Annotated in this window: 21 protein-coding genes and 1 riboswitch; of the genes, 13 read left to right on the forward strand and 8 right to left on the reverse strand. The window is 44.9% G+C overall.

Translation table 11 applies throughout. The annotated features are described in order from the left end of the window. The first annotated feature begins 149 nt into the window (after nt 1–149). The 4 genes from A7K91_RS18390 (at nt 150) to A7K91_RS18405 (ending at nt 3,181) form a co-directional block, all read left to right on the forward strand. A complete protein-coding gene (locus A7K91_RS18390; protein WP_068685428.1) occupies nt 150–596 on the forward strand; it encodes a MarR family winged helix-turn-helix transcriptional regulator in 447 nt (148 codons plus the stop codon). 125 nt (nt 597–721) lie between these two features. Further along, nucleotides 722–1,786, forward strand: coding sequence for an NAD(P)-binding domain-containing protein (locus tag A7K91_RS18395; protein WP_068685431.1), 1,065 nt, complete (start codon nt 722–724; stop codon nt 1,784–1,786). Nucleotides 1,787–2,038: 252 nt separating this feature from the next. Continuing rightward, nucleotides 2,039–2,800, forward strand: a complete 762-nt coding sequence (locus A7K91_RS18400) for an SMI1/KNR4 family protein (RefSeq protein WP_068685433.1) — start codon at nt 2,039–2,041, stop codon at nt 2,798–2,800. Between the two features lie 153 nt (nt 2,801–2,953). After that, entirely contained in the window at nt 2,954–3,181 is a 228-nt protein-coding gene (locus A7K91_RS18405; RefSeq protein WP_068685435.1) for a hypothetical protein, read from the forward strand. A 118-nt stretch (nt 3,182–3,299) separates the two neighbouring features. Here the strand turns inward: A7K91_RS18405 and A7K91_RS18410 are convergent, their stop codons facing one another. From A7K91_RS18410 to A7K91_RS18420, 3 genes are all read right to left on the reverse strand, one after another. After that, a complete protein-coding gene (locus A7K91_RS18410) occupies nt 3,300–3,680 on the reverse strand; it encodes a hypothetical protein (protein WP_068685437.1) in 381 nt (126 codons plus the stop codon). A 302-nt stretch (nt 3,681–3,982) separates the two neighbouring features. Continuing rightward, nucleotides 3,983–4,840, reverse strand: a complete 858-nt coding sequence (locus A7K91_RS18415; RefSeq protein ID WP_068685439.1) for an alpha/beta fold hydrolase — start codon at nt 4,838–4,840, stop codon at nt 3,983–3,985. A 78-nt stretch (nt 4,841–4,918) separates the two neighbouring features. Further along, entirely contained in the window at nt 4,919–5,290 is a 372-nt protein-coding gene (locus A7K91_RS18420; RefSeq protein ID WP_068685441.1) for an adenine nucleotide alpha hydrolase family protein, read from the reverse strand. Nucleotides 5,291–5,408: 118 nt separating this feature from the next. After that, nucleotides 5,409–5,560, reverse strand: a riboswitch (cyclic di-AMP (ydaO/yuaA leader). A gap of 350 nt (nt 5,561–5,910) precedes the next feature. On the opposite strand from A7K91_RS18420, the gene A7K91_RS18425 reads away from it, so the two are divergent. The 6 genes from A7K91_RS18425 to mnhG are packed head-to-tail and all read left to right on the forward strand — an operon-like array spanning nt 5,911 to nt 11,620. Further along, nucleotides 5,911–8,781, forward strand: a complete 2,871-nt coding sequence (locus tag A7K91_RS18425) for a Na+/H+ antiporter subunit A (protein WP_068685443.1) — start codon at nt 5,911–5,913, stop codon at nt 8,779–8,781. Nucleotides 8,782–8,783: 2 nt separating this feature from the next. After that, entirely contained in the window at nt 8,784–9,119 is a 336-nt protein-coding gene (locus A7K91_RS18430; protein WP_068685445.1) for a Na(+)/H(+) antiporter subunit C, read from the forward strand. Beyond that, complete coding sequence (locus A7K91_RS18435) at nt 9,116–10,630, forward strand: Na+/H+ antiporter subunit D (protein WP_068685447.1); 1,515 nt, start codon at nt 9,116–9,118, stop codon at nt 10,628–10,630. Before A7K91_RS18430 ends, A7K91_RS18435 begins: the two co-directional genes overlap by 4 nt. A gap of 12 nt (nt 10,631–10,642) precedes the next feature. Next, nucleotides 10,643–10,972: a Na+/H+ antiporter subunit E gene (locus A7K91_RS18440; RefSeq protein ID WP_068685449.1), complete on the forward strand. Its 330-nt coding sequence runs from the start codon at nt 10,643–10,645 to the stop codon at nt 10,970–10,972. Next, nucleotides 10,969–11,253: a Na(+)/H(+) antiporter subunit F1 gene (locus tag A7K91_RS18445; protein ID WP_068685451.1), complete on the forward strand. Its 285-nt coding sequence runs from the start codon at nt 10,969–10,971 to the stop codon at nt 11,251–11,253. The genes A7K91_RS18440 and A7K91_RS18445 overlap by 4 nt, the downstream gene beginning before the upstream one ends. Beyond that, nucleotides 11,246–11,620 carry a monovalent cation/H(+) antiporter subunit G gene (gene mnhG / locus A7K91_RS18450; RefSeq protein WP_068685555.1) on the forward strand — a complete coding sequence of 125 codons (375 nt, stop codon included), beginning with the start codon at nt 11,246–11,248 and terminating at the stop codon, nt 11,618–11,620. Before A7K91_RS18445 ends, mnhG begins: the two co-directional genes overlap by 8 nt. A gap of 96 nt (nt 11,621–11,716) precedes the next feature. On the opposite strand, the gene A7K91_RS18455 is transcribed toward mnhG, so the two are convergent. Both A7K91_RS18455 and A7K91_RS18460 read right to left on the reverse strand, forming a co-directional pair. Next, nucleotides 11,717–12,178, reverse strand: coding sequence for a CBO0543 family protein (locus A7K91_RS18455; RefSeq protein WP_068685453.1), 462 nt, complete (start codon nt 12,176–12,178; stop codon nt 11,717–11,719). A gap of 274 nt (nt 12,179–12,452) precedes the next feature. After that, entirely contained in the window at nt 12,453–13,805 is a 1,353-nt protein-coding gene (locus A7K91_RS18460; RefSeq protein WP_068685455.1) for an MATE family efflux transporter, read from the reverse strand. 137 nt (nt 13,806–13,942) lie between these two features. On the opposite strand from A7K91_RS18460, the gene A7K91_RS18465 reads away from it, so the two are divergent. From A7K91_RS18465 to A7K91_RS18475, 3 genes are all read left to right on the forward strand, one after another. Beyond that, a complete protein-coding gene (locus A7K91_RS18465; RefSeq protein ID WP_068685457.1) occupies nt 13,943–14,644 on the forward strand; it encodes a TetR/AcrR family transcriptional regulator in 702 nt (233 codons plus the stop codon). A gap of 206 nt (nt 14,645–14,850) precedes the next feature. Continuing rightward, nucleotides 14,851–15,462 (forward strand): DUF2239 family protein, encoded by a 612-nt coding sequence (locus tag A7K91_RS18470; RefSeq protein WP_068685459.1) that lies wholly within the window; start codon nt 14,851–14,853, stop codon nt 15,460–15,462. 13 nt (nt 15,463–15,475) lie between these two features. After that, the gene (locus A7K91_RS18475) at nt 15,476–16,384 is read left to right on the forward strand and encodes an alpha/beta fold hydrolase (RefSeq protein ID WP_068685461.1); all 909 of its coding nucleotides are present in this window, start codon (nt 15,476–15,478) and stop codon (nt 16,382–16,384) included. A 162-nt stretch (nt 16,385–16,546) separates the two neighbouring features. Here A7K91_RS18475 and A7K91_RS18480 read toward each other — a convergent pair whose 3' ends face one another. The 3 genes from A7K91_RS18480 to A7K91_RS18490 all read right to left on the reverse strand — a co-directional run bounded on the left by A7K91_RS18480 (nt 16,547) and on the right by A7K91_RS18490 (nt 17,899). Then, nucleotides 16,547–16,939, reverse strand: coding sequence for a hypothetical protein (locus A7K91_RS18480; RefSeq protein ID WP_068685464.1), 393 nt, complete (start codon nt 16,937–16,939; stop codon nt 16,547–16,549). A 208-nt stretch (nt 16,940–17,147) separates the two neighbouring features. Then, nucleotides 17,148–17,495: an SH3 domain-containing protein gene (locus A7K91_RS18485; protein WP_068685466.1), complete on the reverse strand. Its 348-nt coding sequence runs from the start codon at nt 17,493–17,495 to the stop codon at nt 17,148–17,150. A gap of 50 nt (nt 17,496–17,545) precedes the next feature. Further along, nucleotides 17,546–17,899 carry a hypothetical protein gene (locus tag A7K91_RS18490; RefSeq protein ID WP_068685468.1) on the reverse strand — a complete coding sequence of 118 codons (354 nt, stop codon included), beginning with the start codon at nt 17,897–17,899 and terminating at the stop codon, nt 17,546–17,548. Nucleotides 17,900–18,139: the final 240 nt, after the last annotated feature.

Below are 18,139 nucleotides of genomic sequence, written 5' to 3' on the forward strand. Positions count from 1 at the left end.
GATTGAGAAAGGGCTCATTGTCTTTTAACTGGCAATGGGCTTTTCAATCGGCCTTTTTAAATGCACAATGGATACATAGGATTTTTTAAATAAATTAATACTTGCAAAATGCAAATAATGATTGTATAACTGTAGAGGAGGTGATAGCTGTGGAGAACGTACGAGATCTATTTCAAATCATGACACGTCGGTTTGGCTTCCTAAACAAAAACTGCTGTACCTTAGGTGGTTTTAATATTACATTAAATCAAAGCCATATTCTTTATGAAATAGACCGTCAACATCAGCCCTCAATCCAACAAATTGCAGATACGCTAGGGACAGACATTACGACCTTTAGCAGACAAATTCAAACCATGATTAAAATGAACCTGGTCAAAAAAAAACCAGATACCGCGGATCGAAGGATTTTTATTTTGTCCTTAACAACAGAAGGGAAATTTGTAGCAACAATGATTGATGAGCAGATGAAAATGTACTTCGATGAAATATTTTCCCACATGAGTGAATCCGACAAGGAAACGGTTCTTCAATCCATTCAATTATTAAATAAGACCATGGCTACATCGGGCTCATGCTGTGTACCGCCTCAATAATCAAAACAACTTAAATACTTGCAAATTACAAGTATTGAGTTCTTAATGAACAGTACCGTGTTGTAAGTATGATGGCTAGTGCTGAATATTACTTGCAAAATGCAAATAAAAGGAGCCTGAAGGTAATGAATCAATTGTGGGATGTTATTGTAATAGGCGGGGGCCAAGCTGGTCTTGCCTCGGGATATTATTTGAAAAAGTTGAACCTCCAATTTCTTATATTGGAAGCAAGCTCGCATGCTTATGGATCATGGCCGCATTATTATGACAGCTTGAAGCTTTTTTCCCCAACCAGCTTATCCTCACTACCAGGGATGAAGATGCAGGGGCGTTGGTCTAAATACCCCTACCGAAATGAAGTTATTCAATATTTGGAGAATTATGCAAGGAAATTTGAATTGCCAATTCGAACACAACAAAAGGTAACATCCATTGAGAAGGATCAAGACTTCGACATTCATACAGAATCAGGTGAGGTTTACAAAGCAAAGGCGATAATCAATGCAACAGGCTCTTTTAATTGTCCATTCATGCCTAGTATTAATGGAACTGATGTGTTTCAAGGGGAAATCCTTCATTCCTCCGAATATCGCACCCCAGAGCGTTTTAAAGATAAGCGGATACTTGTTGTTGGCAGCGGAAATTCCGCCGTTCAGATTGCCGTTGAGCTGTCTGCAATAAGCCATACGTCCCTTGCTGTTTTGAAACCCATTAAAATCGTTAATCAGAAGCGTTTTGGAATTGATTTGCACTATTGGTTAAGGTCAACAGGGTTAGATGCATTCCAATTTTGGCGTTTGGGAAAGAAGACACCTACCACTTCTTCTGTAATTGATTTAGGCGATTATGAAGTCAGATTGAAGGGGGGCAATCCGGGTCAAAGGCAAATGTTCACTTCATTTACTAGAGATGGGGTTCTATGGCCAGACTCAACTGAAGAAAAAGTTGATACTGTCATTTTTGCTACGGGTTATCGCCCAGAACTTACTCATCTTAAAAAAACCGGTGCAATTGGGTTAGACGGGAAGCCACTTCAAAGAGCGGGGATATGTGAGAATGTTTCCGGGCTATATTTTATTGGCCTAGAAGGACAGCGTTCCTTTTCTTCAGCCACGTTGAGGGGGGTGGGGCCGGATTCGAAATATGTTGTTCGACATATAAGAAGATATCTGCAGGTGATGAGAAAGTAACTTCAGTTACTTGCACTTTCGTTAAATGACTTAAATTTAAAGGAGCGACCAGGATGGAAAACTCAGTGAGTAAAGATCAAATTCTCCAGTTCGCTAAACTCCTTTCACAGACGCTTTACTAAATTGAGCCATAATTTTTACTCTGATATACTTAAAAGTATCAAAAAGCAAGATTAATAAAGCCAATGATGACGATATGGAGGTCGAGAAATTAAATGTGTCATTTAAACAGTATGCGGAGGGATATGCTGCATGTCGCCTAATGAACGTGATCCATTCTATGAAATAACTTCGCATGAAGTTGAGCATTTTATTGAGTCGCAAGTTGTCGTTGGTGATTTAACCTTACCCTACCACTATCCCCGCACCAATGAGCTAGAGGCGTGGCAGGTTGGTTTCCACTCTAATGGGCTGACGGGTGAAAGTCTCGTGTCAACAACAAAAGGGGCATGGCAGCCGGGTTGGTATGTGATTGCCAGAAACTATTTTGACGATCCATTTTTTATCGATGTCAACGAGAAAGCGGCCAACTTTCCAGTCTATTACGCTCCGCATGGCGCTGGAAGCTGGGAGGCGTCGGTAGTTGCTCCGAGCATTCAGCGTTTTAGCCAGATATTATCAGCGCTGTGCGGGTTGGAAGAAGCTGCCCCGGAGGCGCTGCTGTTCATTGAGACTGAAACCGACATGTCGGTTTCGTTTTGGCGCGAGGTTCATGAGGAGCGTCGCAGTCGTGAGTGCGAGGAAGAAGCGGTGGAGACAGAAGCGGACTACGATCCAAATGATCTTCAGCACGGCACGTTGGTCATCACGGATATTGGTTCACAAAAACTAAAGGTCGTGCAGATTCTCAGGCAAGTGCTCGATGTGTCATTGGCGGAAGCTCTGGCTCTGGCAGCTCAGCGAGAGATTGTTGTTGGCAGTGGCTTCTTAATTCGATTGCGGCACTTTCAGGAAAATTTGATTGAATTAGGGGCCTCGGTGGAGTTTCGGCCAAATGCTGAGTCTGCAACTTAGGCGGATTCATAAAATATGAAGTGAAAAAGAGATGGAACGTCCACATTTCAACTATCAAATCCGTTTACTTACATACTGCACTCGTGAATTTGTCTTCACAGTCACGCACAGTAATAGTATTAAAAAGTTGACCACGACCAGAATCAACATGCGTTGATTAGCGAGCTATCCCATTATGCCGGGGATCGCTTGTTTATTGTGGTGGGGCCGGAAGAGGAGGACCGTCTGCAATTTCAACGGTTATGTGAGAGTGAGCTGTGGCGCAGCATAGAGGCTGTACAAGCTGGACGCGTCCATCTGCTGACGACAGATTGGTTATATGGCGATCCGATTTCGTTGGAGGGCCAGCTCGCCGAGCTGCCAGCAGTGATGCAGCAATAGTCTGTAAGCAGGGGCAGGCAATGTTGCTGGCGACAGCACGGTACGCTGGTCATCACGGAGGTCGGTTCAAAAGGATTTTTCAGTGGTCACTTACAAAGTAGAGGGGGTGTTTTCTTGTCTAATCCTCAAGGTTTGCAATTCCAGCATTCAAACTGTATATAATATAGAAATGATTCCATTGCTGCATAGTGACGATTTCTTCCCTACCATCTTTCTTAAAAAAATAACCCGATCCCTCCTGTTGACTATATACCCACCCTTCTTGTTCCATACGTGACTTCAACAATTCCTGTGGATCGCCCTCTTCTTTAGTGAGATAGCGCTCTCGACTAGGCGTATCACTATCTATCCTCATAACAGATTTACCGGTTGATTCTAAAAGATACATATGTTTTACATTATTATATCCAATGTTATTGACGTATAACGCTCCTAACACGGCTAAAAGCACACTAGCCCCAATAATGCTAAATAAAATAACCTTCCATTTCTTCTTCATCCGTGCCTCTCCCTTAAAAAAAGATTTCTTTATATTTATAAACGGAAGCGGGCATCGTTTTGTTGCCTCGAATATTCGATTCATTTTATCAAAGTGCATAACAATTCATCATGATGTTGTTAACAGCGGTATACCCAGTGTTAAAGAGCTTGCGCAAGAAATGGGGGCCGGATTGTCGCCGAATCAATTTAGGAAATAGTAGAGCTGACTGAAAGAAATAAACCCGTCGGGCAGAAGCCTGACGGGTTGTTTCGTTTGGTTGGGGTGGCCCTGGACTTTAGGGAAGCCATCAGGAACGTTTCTTAGTTTCTCAGTCTAGATAAGAAGGAAATAAGTGCGTTATTGTACTCTGCCGCATGTTTTCCAAGCCAAATCAAGTGGCCCCATGAGTCAAGAATGACCGCTTCCGATTGAGGGACTTTTGCTTTAGCGTTTTCTGGATGACTTATGGATACCAATTTATCGTTTTTGCTGTGCATGATCAAGGTGGGGGCTTGAATCGCTGCCAGCTCCTCGGAATAATCTTGTTGAGTTTGTTCTAAATCAATCATGAAACCGGAGTATGAACGTTGACGGTTATTCATTCTACGAAACTCCTCAATGAAATGGCCATTCATTTGCTCTTTTATTTGTGAAAATGGCAGCTTAGAGAATGAAGGAGCCATCAATCTGCAAGTTAGTTTAGGGAACAGATTGCTCATCGTTGCAAGCAGCCTCCATGTTCTTTTTTCAGCACCGGGTTTAAAAATACGGCTACCCATCCTATATTCCTTATCTTCCTTTGTGAGCCATGGTTTTGTAACCGCGCACTGTAGCGTGAAACTGGCAACCCGCTCTGGAAACATGGAGCAAAATACGATTCCTGTAGGCCCTCCCGCTGAAACAGATATAACATGCACGTTTTCAATAGCCAGATGATCAAGTAACGATTTATATATCCAGCATGCTTTTCTTATATCCGCAATGATGGAAGTCTGACTGTATCCTGCGCGAGAAGGCGTGATGAGAGAATAACCTGAGGTTAGCAATGGCATATACCCGAATTCCTCATGACAGTTGGAATGTCCGCCGTGGAATAGCAGTATAGGCATTCCATTGCCTATAACCGAATACTCCAGCGTAACACCATCACATTGGTAAACGAAAATTTCACGGTTCATTGGATCACATCTTTCTAATCATTTGGGTTGGTTGCCGGTAACAAAGCGTAAAAGGCGACACGATTGTCAATAACAAGTTTACGATTGTGTTGCGGAGACGACATGTATATCAATATCTTTTATATGCTTGAGCAGGCTGCTGAAAAAAGAACCTTGCCAAATGATCTGCCATCGTGTTTGATCGGGACAGTCTAAAATAATTTGGGTAATATCATGTTGTTTTGCTGTGTCGGCAATGATTTCTGTTATGCTGCTGCTCCTTGGAAATTGTGTCAACAAGATGGCTTTGTATTGCTCGGCCAACGTTATCCAATTGGGAGAGCCATCATCTACGCTTAAAATAAGCAATGGGCACTGTAAGAGAGTGGCCAAGTGCCCGCCTCGACGAATGAGTCGATCTGCGTTTGCAGGCTGGTTAATACAAACCATAATTTTTTCGCTGTTATTCATTAGTTGCACTCCTTTTGAAACTCGGTTAAACAAGGCAACGACAAAAAAGCCCGGCGCAGAGATATTCTGCCGCCAGGCTTTGGAATGTAAAATTTCATGACAAACCAAAGAAGCATGGATATTCTCTCCCATAACGCTTACGAGGTTAGCTGTCGGATTCGGGTTTGAGAGTCCCCGTCCTTTCTGTAACCTAGAAAGAATTCACCCCTGAAGCCATATGGCTTCGTTGGTTCCCCCGTTCCTCAAAAGAGGATTCAGCGATAAATTTGAAATTGATGTAACCTATCATAGTTCAGTTATCCGGGATTGTAAATAGGTGGGCCCGAAAAATGTAAAGTGGAACGAGGTCTGCTATGTCTTCTATAAAGGGCGACGCCACAAATTCATTTATCATTGTGAATTATACTCTTGAGTTTTGAAACAATGCGCTGTATAATAACTAACAGATTTGAGGACCAATTTCATAGTTGTAAATCGGAGGAGCCTGCCAACACGGGCTCTTTTTGTGTTTTTTTGGGATTAAAATACATGGGGCCGTGTTTGAACGGGCATTTTTGATAAATGAATTGGTTAAATCAGCCAAGGGAATACTTGGGGAAAATGAAATAAGGGGGACCGGAATGTCAGCTATTCATGTCATCATCACTTTACCGTTTTTGTTAGCGATTTGTATTCCATTGTTTAAGAAGGTTTGGCCTGGCATTCATATGGGTTGGTTTATGCTTCCGCTGCCCATCGCGCTATTTGCTTATCTGATCAATCTCATACCTGTTGTAATGGGTGGAGGCGTATTCCATTATTCTCTTCCGTGGATTCCGTCGCTTGGTGTGGAGTTTACGGTTTTGCTTGATGGACTAAGTCTCTTGTTCGGACTCCTGATCTCAGGCATTGGATCCTTGGTCGTGCTTTATTCGGTTTTTTATCTGGATAAACAAAAAGAAAATCTGGCCCGATTTTACGTGTATTTGATGTTATTTATTGGCGCAATGTTAGGACTTGTATTATCGGATAATTTGATGGTGCTTTATGGATTCTGGGAATTAACCAGTATTTCATCGTTTTTGCTCATCGCATTTTGGAACAAACGGGAGCGCTCACGTTATGGAGCGTTAAAATCGTTGACGATTACCGTTTGCGGCGGGCTCGCAATGTTTGCCGGGTTTGTGCTTTTGTATATCATGACCGGCACCTTCAGCATTAAAGAGCTGATTGCAGATTTTTCTGCTATTTCCGGGCATGATCTGTTCATTCCGGCGATGCTGCTTGTGCTGCTTGGCGCTTTTACGAAGTCGGCCCAATTTCCTTTTCATATTTGGCTGCCGGATGCGATGGAGGCGCCTACGCCAGTAAGCGCGTATCTTCATTCCGCAACAATGGTCAAGGCCGGTATTTACCTCGTTGCTCGGCTTTCTCCTTTGTTTGCTGGAAGTTCAATCTGGTTATGGGCCGTTTCCGGCATTGGTTTGTTGACGCTCGCCTACGGATCGTATCGGGCCATTAAGCAAACCGATTTAAAAGCGCTGCTTGCCTTTTCAACGATTAGTCAATTAGGTCTAATCATGAGCTTATTCGGCATTGGATCGGCTGCCGCGTTTTACGTCGGAACCAGTCAATATGAGTTTTTCACGATAGCTACGGCCGCCGCTATTTTTCATTTGATTAATCATGCGGTATTTAAAGGCGCATTATTTATGGTAGTCGGTATTGTCGATCACGGGACAGGCACACGTGACATCCGCAAGCTCGGCGGTCTTATGGCGGTTATGCCTGTCACCTTTACAATCGCGCTGCTGGGCTCGTTCTCCATGGCCGGGATTCCCCCGTTTGGCGGATTTTTGAGTAAAGAAATGTTTTTTACCGCTATGCTGAATATTCGAGAAATGTCCTTTGCCAGCATGGATACGTGGGGAGCCTTATTTCCGGTGGTTGCCTGGGTTGCCAGCGTTTTTACCTTTGCTTACAGCTTATTGGTCGTTTTCCGTACGTTTGGCGGAAAGTCGCAATTCCATCAACTGGAAAAAGAGCCGCACGAGGCGCCGCTTGGGCTTCTGATTTCACCACTAGTGCTGGCTTCGCTGGTCGTTGTTATTGGTTTTTTCCCCAATCTGCTTTCCCATTCGCTCATTGAACCTGCGATGGCGGCCGTCTATCCGTTTGGATTGCAGCCTAATGAGTCGTTTGTGGTCCATATCGAAATGTGGCACGGCTTTACGACCGAGCTTTTTATGACGATTGGGGTAGCGGTCATTGGCATAGCGATCTTCTTTTTGCATCGCCGCTTTGCGTGGGTAAACGAGCCCATGGAGCTAAATGTCTCTTTAAACAGCTTGTATGACCATTCGCTAAAAGGATTGGATTCCGGCGCGAGCTGGTTTACGCGCAACTATATGACGGGCTCAATCAGGCATTATCTGATCTACATTTTTTTATTTCTGACGGCAGCCCTGGGGTTGAATCTGTTTTTGGCGGGCGACATTACATTGAAGATGGACGATTTTGCCCCCATTTCTTTTTATGAAGCGGTGATCATTACGGCGCTCGTCTTATCTGCCATTGCGGTGCCCTTCGTTAATTCCAGATTGATGGCAATTATTTTGACAGGCATGTCGGGCTATATGGTTACGTTGTTTTTTGTTATTTTTCGGGCTCCGGATCTTGCATTAACCCAAATGATTGTAGAAACCGTTTCAGTTGCTCTTTTCCTGCTCTGTTTTTATCATCTGCCTAACTTGAAGAAAGAGGTTGTCAAAAGGAAAATCAAGCTATGGAATATCGGTATCGCTGTGAGCGTTGGCGTTGTTATGACACTTGTATCGTTAAGCGTGAGCGGCAGCAGGAAGTTTGATTCCATCTCTCATTTCTTTATCGAAAATAGCTATAAGCTTGCGGGCGGTAAAAATGTCGTCAATGTCATTCTTGTTGATTTTCGCGGATTTGATACGCTGCTGGAAGTTGTTGTGCTAGGCATTGCTTCGTTCGGCATTTATGCCCTCATCAAAATGAGAGGGGAAGAAAATGCCCTGAATTCGCAGGATCAATTCGGTTTTAAGCTGGACATTTACGGCGGCATTCGAAGCAACGATGTGATCCTTCGGACGATTTCGAGGTTTGCGGTAGGGATGATCTTGTTGTATTCGTTGTATCTGTTCTACATGGGCCATCATCATCCCGGAGGCGGCTTCATCGGAGGACTGATGGCATCGGCCGCGCTCCTGCTTTATGCTATCGCAGTTGGCATGGAGCGGTTTGAGAAAACAGTGCCTGTCGATTTTAAACGTATGACGGGCATAGGCATTTTAATTGCGGTCATTACAGGAATGGGTTCGTTCCTGTTTAAAGCGCCGTTCCTTAGCCAAACCTTTGGTTATTTTGACATTCCGTTAATTGGGGAACTAGAGCTGGCTACAGCTACATTGTTCGATTTAGGCGTTTACCTCACCGTTATCGGGGTCGCGTCAACGATATTATTTACGATAGGGAGGGACAAGTAACGATGGAGTTGTACATGTCCATTACGATTGGCGTTTTGTTTACAATCGGCGTTTACCTTCTGCTGTCGAAAAGCTTGCTTCGGATTATTTTGGGGACCTCGTTTTTAACCCACGGCGTTCATTTGCTGCTGTTAACGATGTCCAAGCTAAAAACGGGGGCTCCTCCATTGTTGGGCGAGGAGGCTCAATCGTACACGGACCCTTTGCCGCAGGCGCTTATTCTGACCTCGATTGTTATTAGCTTTGGCGTCACGTCATTTTTGCTTGTGCTTGCCTATAAGTCTTATCAAAAATTAGGGACGGATGATATGGAAAAGCTAAGGGAGGACACCGAATGAATAACTTGCTCATATGGCCCTTGCTGGTTCCTTTATTGACGGCAGCCGTACTTGTATTGTTCAGAAAAAAAATAGCCTTTCAGCGTTGGGTAAGCGCAATTGGAAGCATTGCGGGCTTGGCTGTGGCGCTTGTATTAGTGGCCCAGGTGAAGCAAAACGGCATTCAAACTCTGTTTATGAGCGGGTGGGCTCCGCCCTACGGCATCGTTTTTGTGGCGGATATGACGTCGGCTTTACTTATATTGGCGACGGCTTTGATTGGTATGTTTATCGTTTTTTTCTCGATTGGAAGCATTGATAACGAAAGACAAAGTCATTTTTATTTTCCGCTGCTGCATTTTTTATTGGTCGGGGTCAGCGGCTCCTTTTTGACGGGAGATATATTCAATTTGTTTGTATGCTTTGAGGTTATGCTTATCTCTTCCTACGCTTTAATTGTGCTGGGGGGGACCAAGCTGCAGCTCAAGGAAACGATTAAATATGTGTTGATCAATGTGGTCTCATCTACGCTCTTTGTAGCGGCAGTTGCTTATCTTTACGGAGTGACGGGAGCCCTTAACATGGCCGATTTGTCCGTTAAGGTGGCGGAAGCGGGACAAGACGGGATCTTAAATGTTATTGCGATTTTATTTTTGATCGTGTTTTCTCTAAAAGCGGGGCTGCTGCTGTTCTTCTGGCTTCCGGGCTCTTACAGCGCTCCTCCTGCGGCTGTTATCGCCTTGTTTGGGGCATTGCTCACCAAGGTGGGAGTTTATACGCTAGTACGTGTATTTACGTTGATATTTAACGGGGATCCTGCTGTAACGCATACGTGGATTGCCTGGATGGCGGGCGTAACCATGATTATGGGAGCATTGGGGGCTTTAGCCTACCGAGATATCCCGCGAATATTGAATTATAACGTCATCATTAGTATCGGTTTTATCGCATTTGGTTTGGCTACGGCGAATGCAGATGCGTTGTCGGGAGTCGTTTTTTATTTGCTGCACGATATGGCGGCCAAAGCGCTTTTGTTTATTCTAGGCGGGTTGATTATTCAGGCGGCCGGTACGGGCAATCTGGATGAAATGGGCGGTTTGTTAAAGCGCCATCCTGCGCTTGGCTGGATGTTTTTCGTTACGGCGCTGGCCTTGGCGGGAATTCCGCCATTAAGCGGGTTTCCGGGAAAGCTGCAGATTATTACCGGCGGTTTCGCGGGAGGACATTATTGGCTTGCCGCCATATCTCTTTTAACCAGCTTCATCGTTTTGTATTCGCTTGTCCGGGTTTTTATGGCGGCATTTTGGGGAGAGGAAAGGAAGAAGCTGCCGCTGGATTCGGATGATGGAAAAAAGCGAAGCCTTTCAGGCTTTCAAATGAATCGGCCTGGATTATTGCTGCCGGCGGCAGGGCTGCTAATTATTATTATAGCAATGGGTGTAGGGGCGGAGTGGATTTATCCATTTGTTGAACAGGCCGGGCATACTTTATTGAATCCTGCCGAGTATGTGCAAGCGATTCTGAAGGAGTAGAGTGAGTTGAGAATGTTGAGAAAGGTATGGGCTATTGTAAAGCTGCTGGTTTTGTTCAACAAAGAGTTGCTGGTGTCCGGCATTGCAGTTCTTATAGAGGTTATACGCCCCCGAATTAAAGTTCGGCCCGGTATTATCAGATTGGATACCGAGCTGAAAACGGATTTTGAGATTACCCTGCTGGCATGTTTAATTTGTTTGACGCCAGGCACACTCACGCTAGATGTATCGCGCGATGGGAGCACTTTATTTATTCACGCAATGAATATCAATGAATCGGAAGACTTGGCCGCACAAATAAAAAACTCCTTCGAAAAGGCTATTCTGGAGGTAACACGATGATGGAAACGATTCTTTGGATAGCCTTGGGACTATTGGCGGTCGCCATTCTTGGCTGCCTTTATCGGCTGCTGCTGGGGCCGTCGATCGCAGATCGTATTGCTTCGCTTGACACGATTGGCATCCTGCTTTTATCTATGGTTGCCGTAATCGGGATGGTGAATAAGACCGAGGCGTATTTTGATTTGATCTTGGTCATCGGAATATTGACTTTCATTGGTACTACAGCAATGGCCAGGTACATTGAGAGGGGGATTGTGCTTGAATCCGGAGCTGATGACTAAGATTGCAGAAATTTTGTTAGGGGTCGTTGTTTTGCTGGGAGCGATTATCGCAGTTATAAGTGCGCTAGGGCTTATCCGATTGCAGGATGTTTATTTGCGCTCCCATGCCGCAACGAAAAGTGCTACGCTTGGTGTGTTGTTCATTCTTAGTGGCGTATTTCTATATTTCTGGATCTTTCAACATCATTTCAGTTTAAAGCTGCTGCTTGGCATTTTATTCGTTTTCCTGACCTCGCCGGTTGCCGGCCATTTAAATGCCAGAGCTGCGTACCGATCAGGCGTAGCCTTGTGGAAGGGCAGTGTAAAGGATGCTTTGAAAGAGACCGCTCAAAACGAAAGACGCGAGGGTGAGCAGAAAAACAGATGAGGGTTAGAATCGGGTCAGAAATCGGCCTGCTGAATTCATAAACCATACGGTAAAGGCTCCAATTAATTGGGGTCTTTATTTTATTCTTTCACTTATTCAAGCCAAATCGATGTGGGATTTTACAAATCTCCAGGCTAAAACGACTAAAAAAAACGCTGTGGAATAGGAAATGAATGTCCATCCGATATGCCAGCCGTTCGTATACGTCACACGTTCCAACATCAGGGCAAGGTACTCAAGCAATGTGGTGAATGAAACGAATAACAAGAAAACGATGATGGAGGGAATACCGAATAATCGCTTTGTTAAAAAATAAACCATCAGGGATCCAAGCACTGCGTATAGACCAAGGTCAAGCGGTATGGCTGATATGGTCTCGTTTCGTTCCAGGACTGGTTTGAAATGCCAAAAGTCAAAATAAAACCCGATCGTGTTAATTAAAAGGGCAATAATCGCGGTAATGGGACTCATCACCAAAAACAACTTTGCATACTTGCAAGCAAGGGGATACGCAAGCAGCCATGGAAGAATGAAGCCGATTATAATATTTAGAAACATGCTTGGTAATCTCCTTGTCACAATATTTATAAGTCGATAGTCTTCTAATGTCATTTTTCATCAAAGCTAACCTATTTTCATCGGCGTGTTTACTTCAAGTATTATGTAATGGAACCGCAAATGTTATTCCGCATCCGCTTCAAAATGGATAATAATGCGGATATCACTGCAGGTCATGGCTACCCCGGATGCTGCAGTGATTTCGGACAGAGCATGGTTAGTCCCGTCTTCCATATAGACGGGGGTAAACTTTACGTTTTGAAAGCTGCTTTGCCTAATGAGCCAAAGCATTCATATCCGGCTGCAATTTGTTCCTTAGAGCGTAGAGCATAAGAGCTCCGGCGAGGAAGGCGACGGCGTCGGCAATGACCAATGCCCAGATGACGCCGTGAAAGCCGCTTAAACGACTGGCGACAAAGAGGGTCGGAATGAGGGTAACTCCTTGCACGATGGACATGACAAACGCCGCAGTACCTTGCGCGGTTGCTTGGAAGATGCCGGTGAACAGCGTAGTGATACCGGAGATAAACAAGGACAAAAACGTGACTTGTAGAATGTAAGTGCCCATCTCGATCAACTGAGCGTCCTGCGTGAATAAAGCGATTAAATGATCCGATACGAAGTAGACAATAATACCGAAGAAAACCGCTAATACAACAATCGTCTTGATCGTAAACCCGATGGTATGCTTCATGCGGAGCTTGTTGGCTGTGAAGGAAAAAGCAATCAGCGGTACGACGCCCTCACATAACCCCATCAGAATGAATTCGGGAAATTGCAAAAGGCGCGATGAAATGCCGTAAGCCGCAACTGAGGAATCTCCATATGCAACCAGATAATGATTGACGATGAGGGACATTGCTCCAAGAAATAGGCTCATAATAAAGACGGGCACGCCGATTTTGAACACTTGGCTGACTATTTGCCGGGTAGCCCGAAACCAATGTATCGAGACGGTCAAAAACTTGCTCTTGCAGCCAATATGATAACCGTAATATGCGCTGGCAATGAGATTGGCAAGAACCGTAGCCGATGCTACGCCAACCACGTCCAGGTGAAGCACGAAGATGGCGATTACATCAAAACAAATATTGATCACAACACTAAGCAGCATTCCGATCATCGAAGTAATCGCGGCTCCTTCGGCGCGCACAATATTTTCCAGCGTGAAAAAAAGGATGACGAAGGGAGAGCCGATCAGCATGATCGTTACATAGTCCTTGGTAAATTCAAATGCATCAGGCGTGGCCCCCAGGCTATAAACAATAGGATCGATCAACGGCAGGCCTATTGCCATGACAAGCAGCCCCAGCCCCAGGCTGCTGTAGAAAGCGAACGAGGATACATGCTTGATCAACGCATACTGCTGCTCCCCCAGCAGGCGGGAGATGAAGGTGCCCCCGCCGATGCCCAGCAGATTGCCTAAAGCCATCAGGATCGAGAACAGCGGCAGGGTGAGCGCAAGTGCGGTCAGCATTGCCGTATTGTGGAGCGTGCCCAGGAAATAAGCGTTCAAGATCGAATAGATCACGCTCATGGACGTACCCAGCATCATCGGAATGGCGAAGTGGGCAACCGCCTTGCTGATAGGAGCCTTTTCAAAGTAATGGAGATGTTCTGCATCCATGCATATCGCCTCTTTCATAAATAAATGGCAGGCCCCATCTAACGGTGTTAGTTTGAACCTTACAGTGTTAGATGATATCATGAGTTTATAAGCCTGTAAAGTATAAACTTACACTGTTAGATAAAGAGGTGGGAAAGTTGAAAAAACAGCAGCCGCAAATATCCGAGGATAAAATATTGGCTATGTCGTGGGCGCTTCTGGGCGAGGGAGGAATTGAGAAGTTCAGTATGAGGCGATTGGCCGACCGATTGGGAATACAGGCGCCTTCCTTGTACTGGCACTTCAAAAGCAAGCAGGCGATTTACCTGCGCCTGGCCAATCAGGTGTCGCGGATAATTCTGGAATCGCACCGCCCGCAAGGGGATTGGAGGGAGCAATTACAGGGGATGGCCGTTGCGATACGAAGTGTCCTCAGTCAGTACCCCTGCTCCACTCAGCTCATGATGGCGACGTTGCCGCATGAGCCCGATATTATCCGGTTCAACAACCGGATGCTGCTCTGCATAGAGTCGACGCCGTTGCAGCAAGCGCAGAAGCTGCAAGTCGTGCTGACGCTGATGAATTATGTATTTAACTTTGTACTCGACGCTTACGAGCACCAGCGCAATGTCGCCGCGATCATGAAGGAGGAGGGAGAGACGTCGCTGCCTGGCGACCGCGTTTCGCGCCTCCTCGATTCGATGGGCGAAGATGAAGCGGGACTGTTCCGGAGCATGTACAGGAACAAACTGTTCGAGATGATGGGGACCGATGCGGCGTTCGAGTTTGGTTTGCAGGTGATACTGCTAGGCGTGCAGCAAATGATCCAGCAGCAGATGACGAAGCCTCAGGAAGGATGAACCTCAGAGCTCGGCCTGTCCAGCGACGGATAAGCCGGGCTTTTTTATGGAGAACGGACAACAAAGAAGCTAGCTTAATATGAATGTGAGGAGGATGAATGGGGGTCGGTTGTGCAGAACGCTCAATATAATTTTACCCGGATGATATTGACTTCTTGGTTTTTACCCGGGTATAATTAAATCGAAGGACAAGGGAGGAATATAGTATGAGTGATGGCGATACTAGCTTAAACGTCAGCTATACGGCTTTTTTGGGCACAAGGATGGTCGCGACCGGTTTGTTGCGCCACGTTATGTTGAATGTGAAGGATAGTCTTGACGAGAATGAACGATTACAGCTGCTTATATTCGACGATCGTACGGGAAAGCAAATAGATGTTGATATTCGTGGCATGGCGGAGGATGAATGGGACCAATCAGGAGGACAAACTGGCAGCTTGCCCGATACGGTATTAAACGACGAGCTTCCCAGGCGGGCCGGACGTCCCAAGCTGGGAGTCGTATCCGGCGAGGTTACATTATTGCCGCGCCATTGGGAATGGCTAAAGAGTCAGCCCGGCGGCGCTTCGGTAACCTTGCGTAAGCTTATAGATGAGGCTCGCCGCGCTGGGGCAGAGCAAAACAAGGCGCGAGCTTCACAAGAAGCAGCCTATCACTTCATGACAGCCATGGCCGGGAACTTCCCGCAATACGAAGAGGCTCTCCGGTTGCTCTATGCTGGCGATAACGATCGTTTTTTTCATAGCATCAGAGAGTGGGCGCCAGATATTAGAAACTATATTCAAAAATTAACCGTTGATGCGTTTTCGGAACGGTGAAGGAGAATGAAGGATGAACATTTTAAAAGTTAATGACGTGGAATTGGCTTATGAAAGCTTCGGCAACAAAAATGACGAGGCAGTAATATTAATCGCTGGTCTGGGCACGCAAATGATTCGATGGACGGATTCATTTTGCAGCATGTTGGCAGAGCGAGGGTTTCGTGTCATTCGTTTTGACAATCGAGATGTGGGATGCTCGACGCATTATAGATCTGAACAAGCATTGGATTTTGAAGCGTTGGGGGCTGCGCTCATGTCGGGACAACGACCGGACATTCCTTATACGCTCGATGACATGGCTGGCGACGTTATCGGACTGCTTGATGCTCTTTCCATTGACCGGGCGCATCTTGTTGGAAGGTCGATGGGCGGGATGATCGCGCAGCTTGCAGCGAGTAAGTACCCTGAACGGGTTTTATCGCTCACCTCGATTATGTCCAGCACCGGTAATCCCGCACTTCCGCCAGCCTCCCCGGAGGTGATGGGGATGATGACGAAACCGGCGCCAAACCCGTTTGAGGATGAAGCCGGATATGTAACGCACAGTCTTACTTTTGCAAAACGAATCGCGGGTACGGGCTACCCGTTTAAAGAGGAAGAATACAGGAAGCTTATTTTAGAGGAGGTCAGGCGAGCCTATGACCCAGGCAGCGTTGGACGGCAAATTGCGGCTATTGCTGTTTCTGGCGACCGCCGTCCCCGGCTGGCAGCACTGCAAATGCCCGCTCTTGTAATCCATGGGACGGATGATCCCTTGTTTGTGCCAGCATGCGGCGAAGACACGGCCAATTCTATATCGGACGCAGACTTTATGCTTATTGAAGGGATGGGGCATGATCTTCCCTATGAGCTGTATGAGGTAGTGGTTGATGGCATTGAACGAACAGCCCGTCGGAACGGGCGCACACGTTCTGAATAATAGAATCAAGATGATGGTTCAGTGAACAGTACCTTTAATAGTCTGCTTTTCGCATGAAGAGTGGTTTTTTGGAAAAAAGAACGGAAGAGTTCTGTTTTTGTATTTTGGAGACACTGATGAGATGGAACGTACATGCCGGTAATGCTAAATGAGGAGTAAAGCTTAAGTTTCTTTTTGTGCTGCGGCTGCATGATTGGATTTTGTTTCATCTAACGCTTGAATAACTAGTCTTAATGCAGTAATTCTTCTTTCCAGGAGCGTTTTTTGGGAGCTGCCCGGCTTCGACTTGATGTAGCTGCTCTCTACCGAGGGAATTAAACCAATAAGAACATGGTGAGCTTCTTCCAATGCTTCATGTGAATAATGATGGGATTTTTGATTCCAAATCTCCTCAAGCACAGCCAGACCAATGGAAATAGCAAGGAGCCTTTTTTTTACCAAGGTAGTATTTGCGCCGCTTTGAGTCATTTGAGAAAGAGCATTCTCAAGTTTTCGAATCGTCGATTGTAGAGATTTGACAGCTTCTAATTGAACAGCAATAGATGCGTTTTCCATGAGCAAACCGCCTTTTCATTATTTTTATAAGACTGATCGCCTCCAGTTCACTTTTTTTTCTTTTTAAAAAAGCCCAAAAGAACTGCGAATATTAGAACGACGATTACAAATCCACTCAATGTTATCACCCCTATTTGGGATTATAGCATGAGCATTGTTTTTTAAGCATAAAAAAATCAGGCGTTTAACCTGATTAGTGTAAAGTGGTTTATAGCGCGGTTAAACAAAAGCTAGGAACCCATCCATATTCATCGTTTTCTGTTTTACAGTAGGTCCAATCGTTCAGTTGCTCCAAGCCAAATAGGATATCATCTTGATTAACGGTTAACTCATGAGCGGAGTAGTCTTTAGTAACTACTGCTATATCATGTGCATCGGGAGTCGTTAAAATCTGTTTTGGGACCCAACCCTCTTTATTAGTAATAATCGATTTACAGAAAATCCAATTAGGAAATTCCGTATCTTCTTTTCCATACAAAACCGCCTGTCCTTTTTCTAAGATGATAGGGTCAGGATAAGTTGATGTATGACCTTTAATTACAATGGATCGCTGCAAATAAACTCTCTCCTTTTGTATTACTGGTCTAACCTTTCGATATTGAACTATCACGTCAATCTTTCCGAAATTGTTTTACTTTTTTCTTCAGGGTTTTTAACTTCAATGATTAACTTTGATATTATAAATTTGCCAACAACAAATTGATTCAAGTCAAAATGAAGGGTATCAACCTTATTATTAAAAAAGTAGAGATGATAATCCCCATCGAATCTAAATAATCCATTTCTTTTTCCTAAAAAAGAAAAACCATGAATCTTGAAAGCATTTGGTATGGGGCTGCCTGTTGTTATCCCCGTAATCGAAGAATATGGTATTTGCAACCCGTTATCTAAATTCATAAAGGGCGGATTTCCAAGATCGATATTTAAATGGTTTTCCATTAATTGAATTGTGTGTTCCATTCGTGTAGCCCGCCTTTCATAACGCGTTAGGATTTATAAAATAATTTATATAGTATACCATAGATAATCTTTTTTATAGAAATCATTGAGCCACCAAATATCCGCCGGTTGAATGATGGAATATTACATTAGCCTCTAATCCATATTGCTATCGTTATCAGATAGCTCAATGCAATAACCTTTTACATTAGTAGTAAAATAGTAATTTGCCACAATGAAATGGCTAGTGGAATAATTGAC

Source organism: Paenibacillus oryzae (assembly GCF_001675045.1).
Taxonomy (GTDB): Bacteria; Bacillota; Bacilli; order Paenibacillales; family Paenibacillaceae; genus Pristimantibacillus; species Pristimantibacillus oryzae.

Coding starts and splice junctions, on each gene's coding strand:
- A7K91_RS18395 (WP_068685431.1), top strand. CDS start 722: ATGAATCAATTGTGGGATGTTATTGTAATAGGCGGGGGCCAAGCTGGT.
- A7K91_RS18400 (WP_068685433.1), top strand. CDS start 2,039: ATGTCGCCTAATGAACGTGATCCATTCTATGAAATAACTTCGCATGAA.
- A7K91_RS18410 (WP_068685437.1), bottom strand. CDS start 3,680: ATGAAGAAGAAATGGAAGGTTATTTTATTTAGCATTATTGGGGCTAGT.
- A7K91_RS18415 (WP_068685439.1), bottom strand. CDS start 4,840: ATGAACCGTGAAATTTTCGTTTACCAATGTGATGGTGTTACGCTGGAG.
- A7K91_RS18420 (WP_068685441.1), bottom strand. CDS start 5,290: ATGAATAACAGCGAAAAAATTATGGTTTGTATTAACCAGCCTGCAAAC.
- A7K91_RS18425 (WP_068685443.1), top strand. CDS start 5,911: ATGTCAGCTATTCATGTCATCATCACTTTACCGTTTTTGTTAGCGATT.
- A7K91_RS18430 (WP_068685445.1), top strand. CDS start 8,784: ATGGAGTTGTACATGTCCATTACGATTGGCGTTTTGTTTACAATCGGC.
- A7K91_RS18435 (WP_068685447.1), top strand. CDS start 9,116: ATGAATAACTTGCTCATATGGCCCTTGCTGGTTCCTTTATTGACGGCA.
- A7K91_RS18440 (WP_068685449.1), top strand. CDS start 10,643: ATGTTGAGAAAGGTATGGGCTATTGTAAAGCTGCTGGTTTTGTTCAAC.
- A7K91_RS18445 (WP_068685451.1), top strand. CDS start 10,969: ATGATGGAAACGATTCTTTGGATAGCCTTGGGACTATTGGCGGTCGCC.
- mnhG (WP_068685555.1), top strand. CDS start 11,246: ATGACTAAGATTGCAGAAATTTTGTTAGGGGTCGTTGTTTTGCTGGGA.
- A7K91_RS18455 (WP_068685453.1), bottom strand. CDS start 12,178: ATGTTTCTAAATATTATAATCGGCTTCATTCTTCCATGGCTGCTTGCG.
- A7K91_RS18460 (WP_068685455.1), bottom strand. CDS start 13,805: ATGGATGCAGAACATCTCCATTACTTTGAAAAGGCTCCTATCAGCAAG.
- A7K91_RS18470 (WP_068685459.1), top strand. CDS start 14,851: ATGAGTGATGGCGATACTAGCTTAAACGTCAGCTATACGGCTTTTTTG.
- A7K91_RS18475 (WP_068685461.1), top strand. CDS start 15,476: ATGAACATTTTAAAAGTTAATGACGTGGAATTGGCTTATGAAAGCTTC.
- A7K91_RS18480 (WP_068685464.1), bottom strand. CDS start 16,939: ATGGAAAACGCATCTATTGCTGTTCAATTAGAAGCTGTCAAATCTCTA.
- A7K91_RS18490 (WP_068685468.1), bottom strand. CDS start 17,899: ATGGAACACACAATTCAATTAATGGAAAACCATTTAAATATCGATCTT.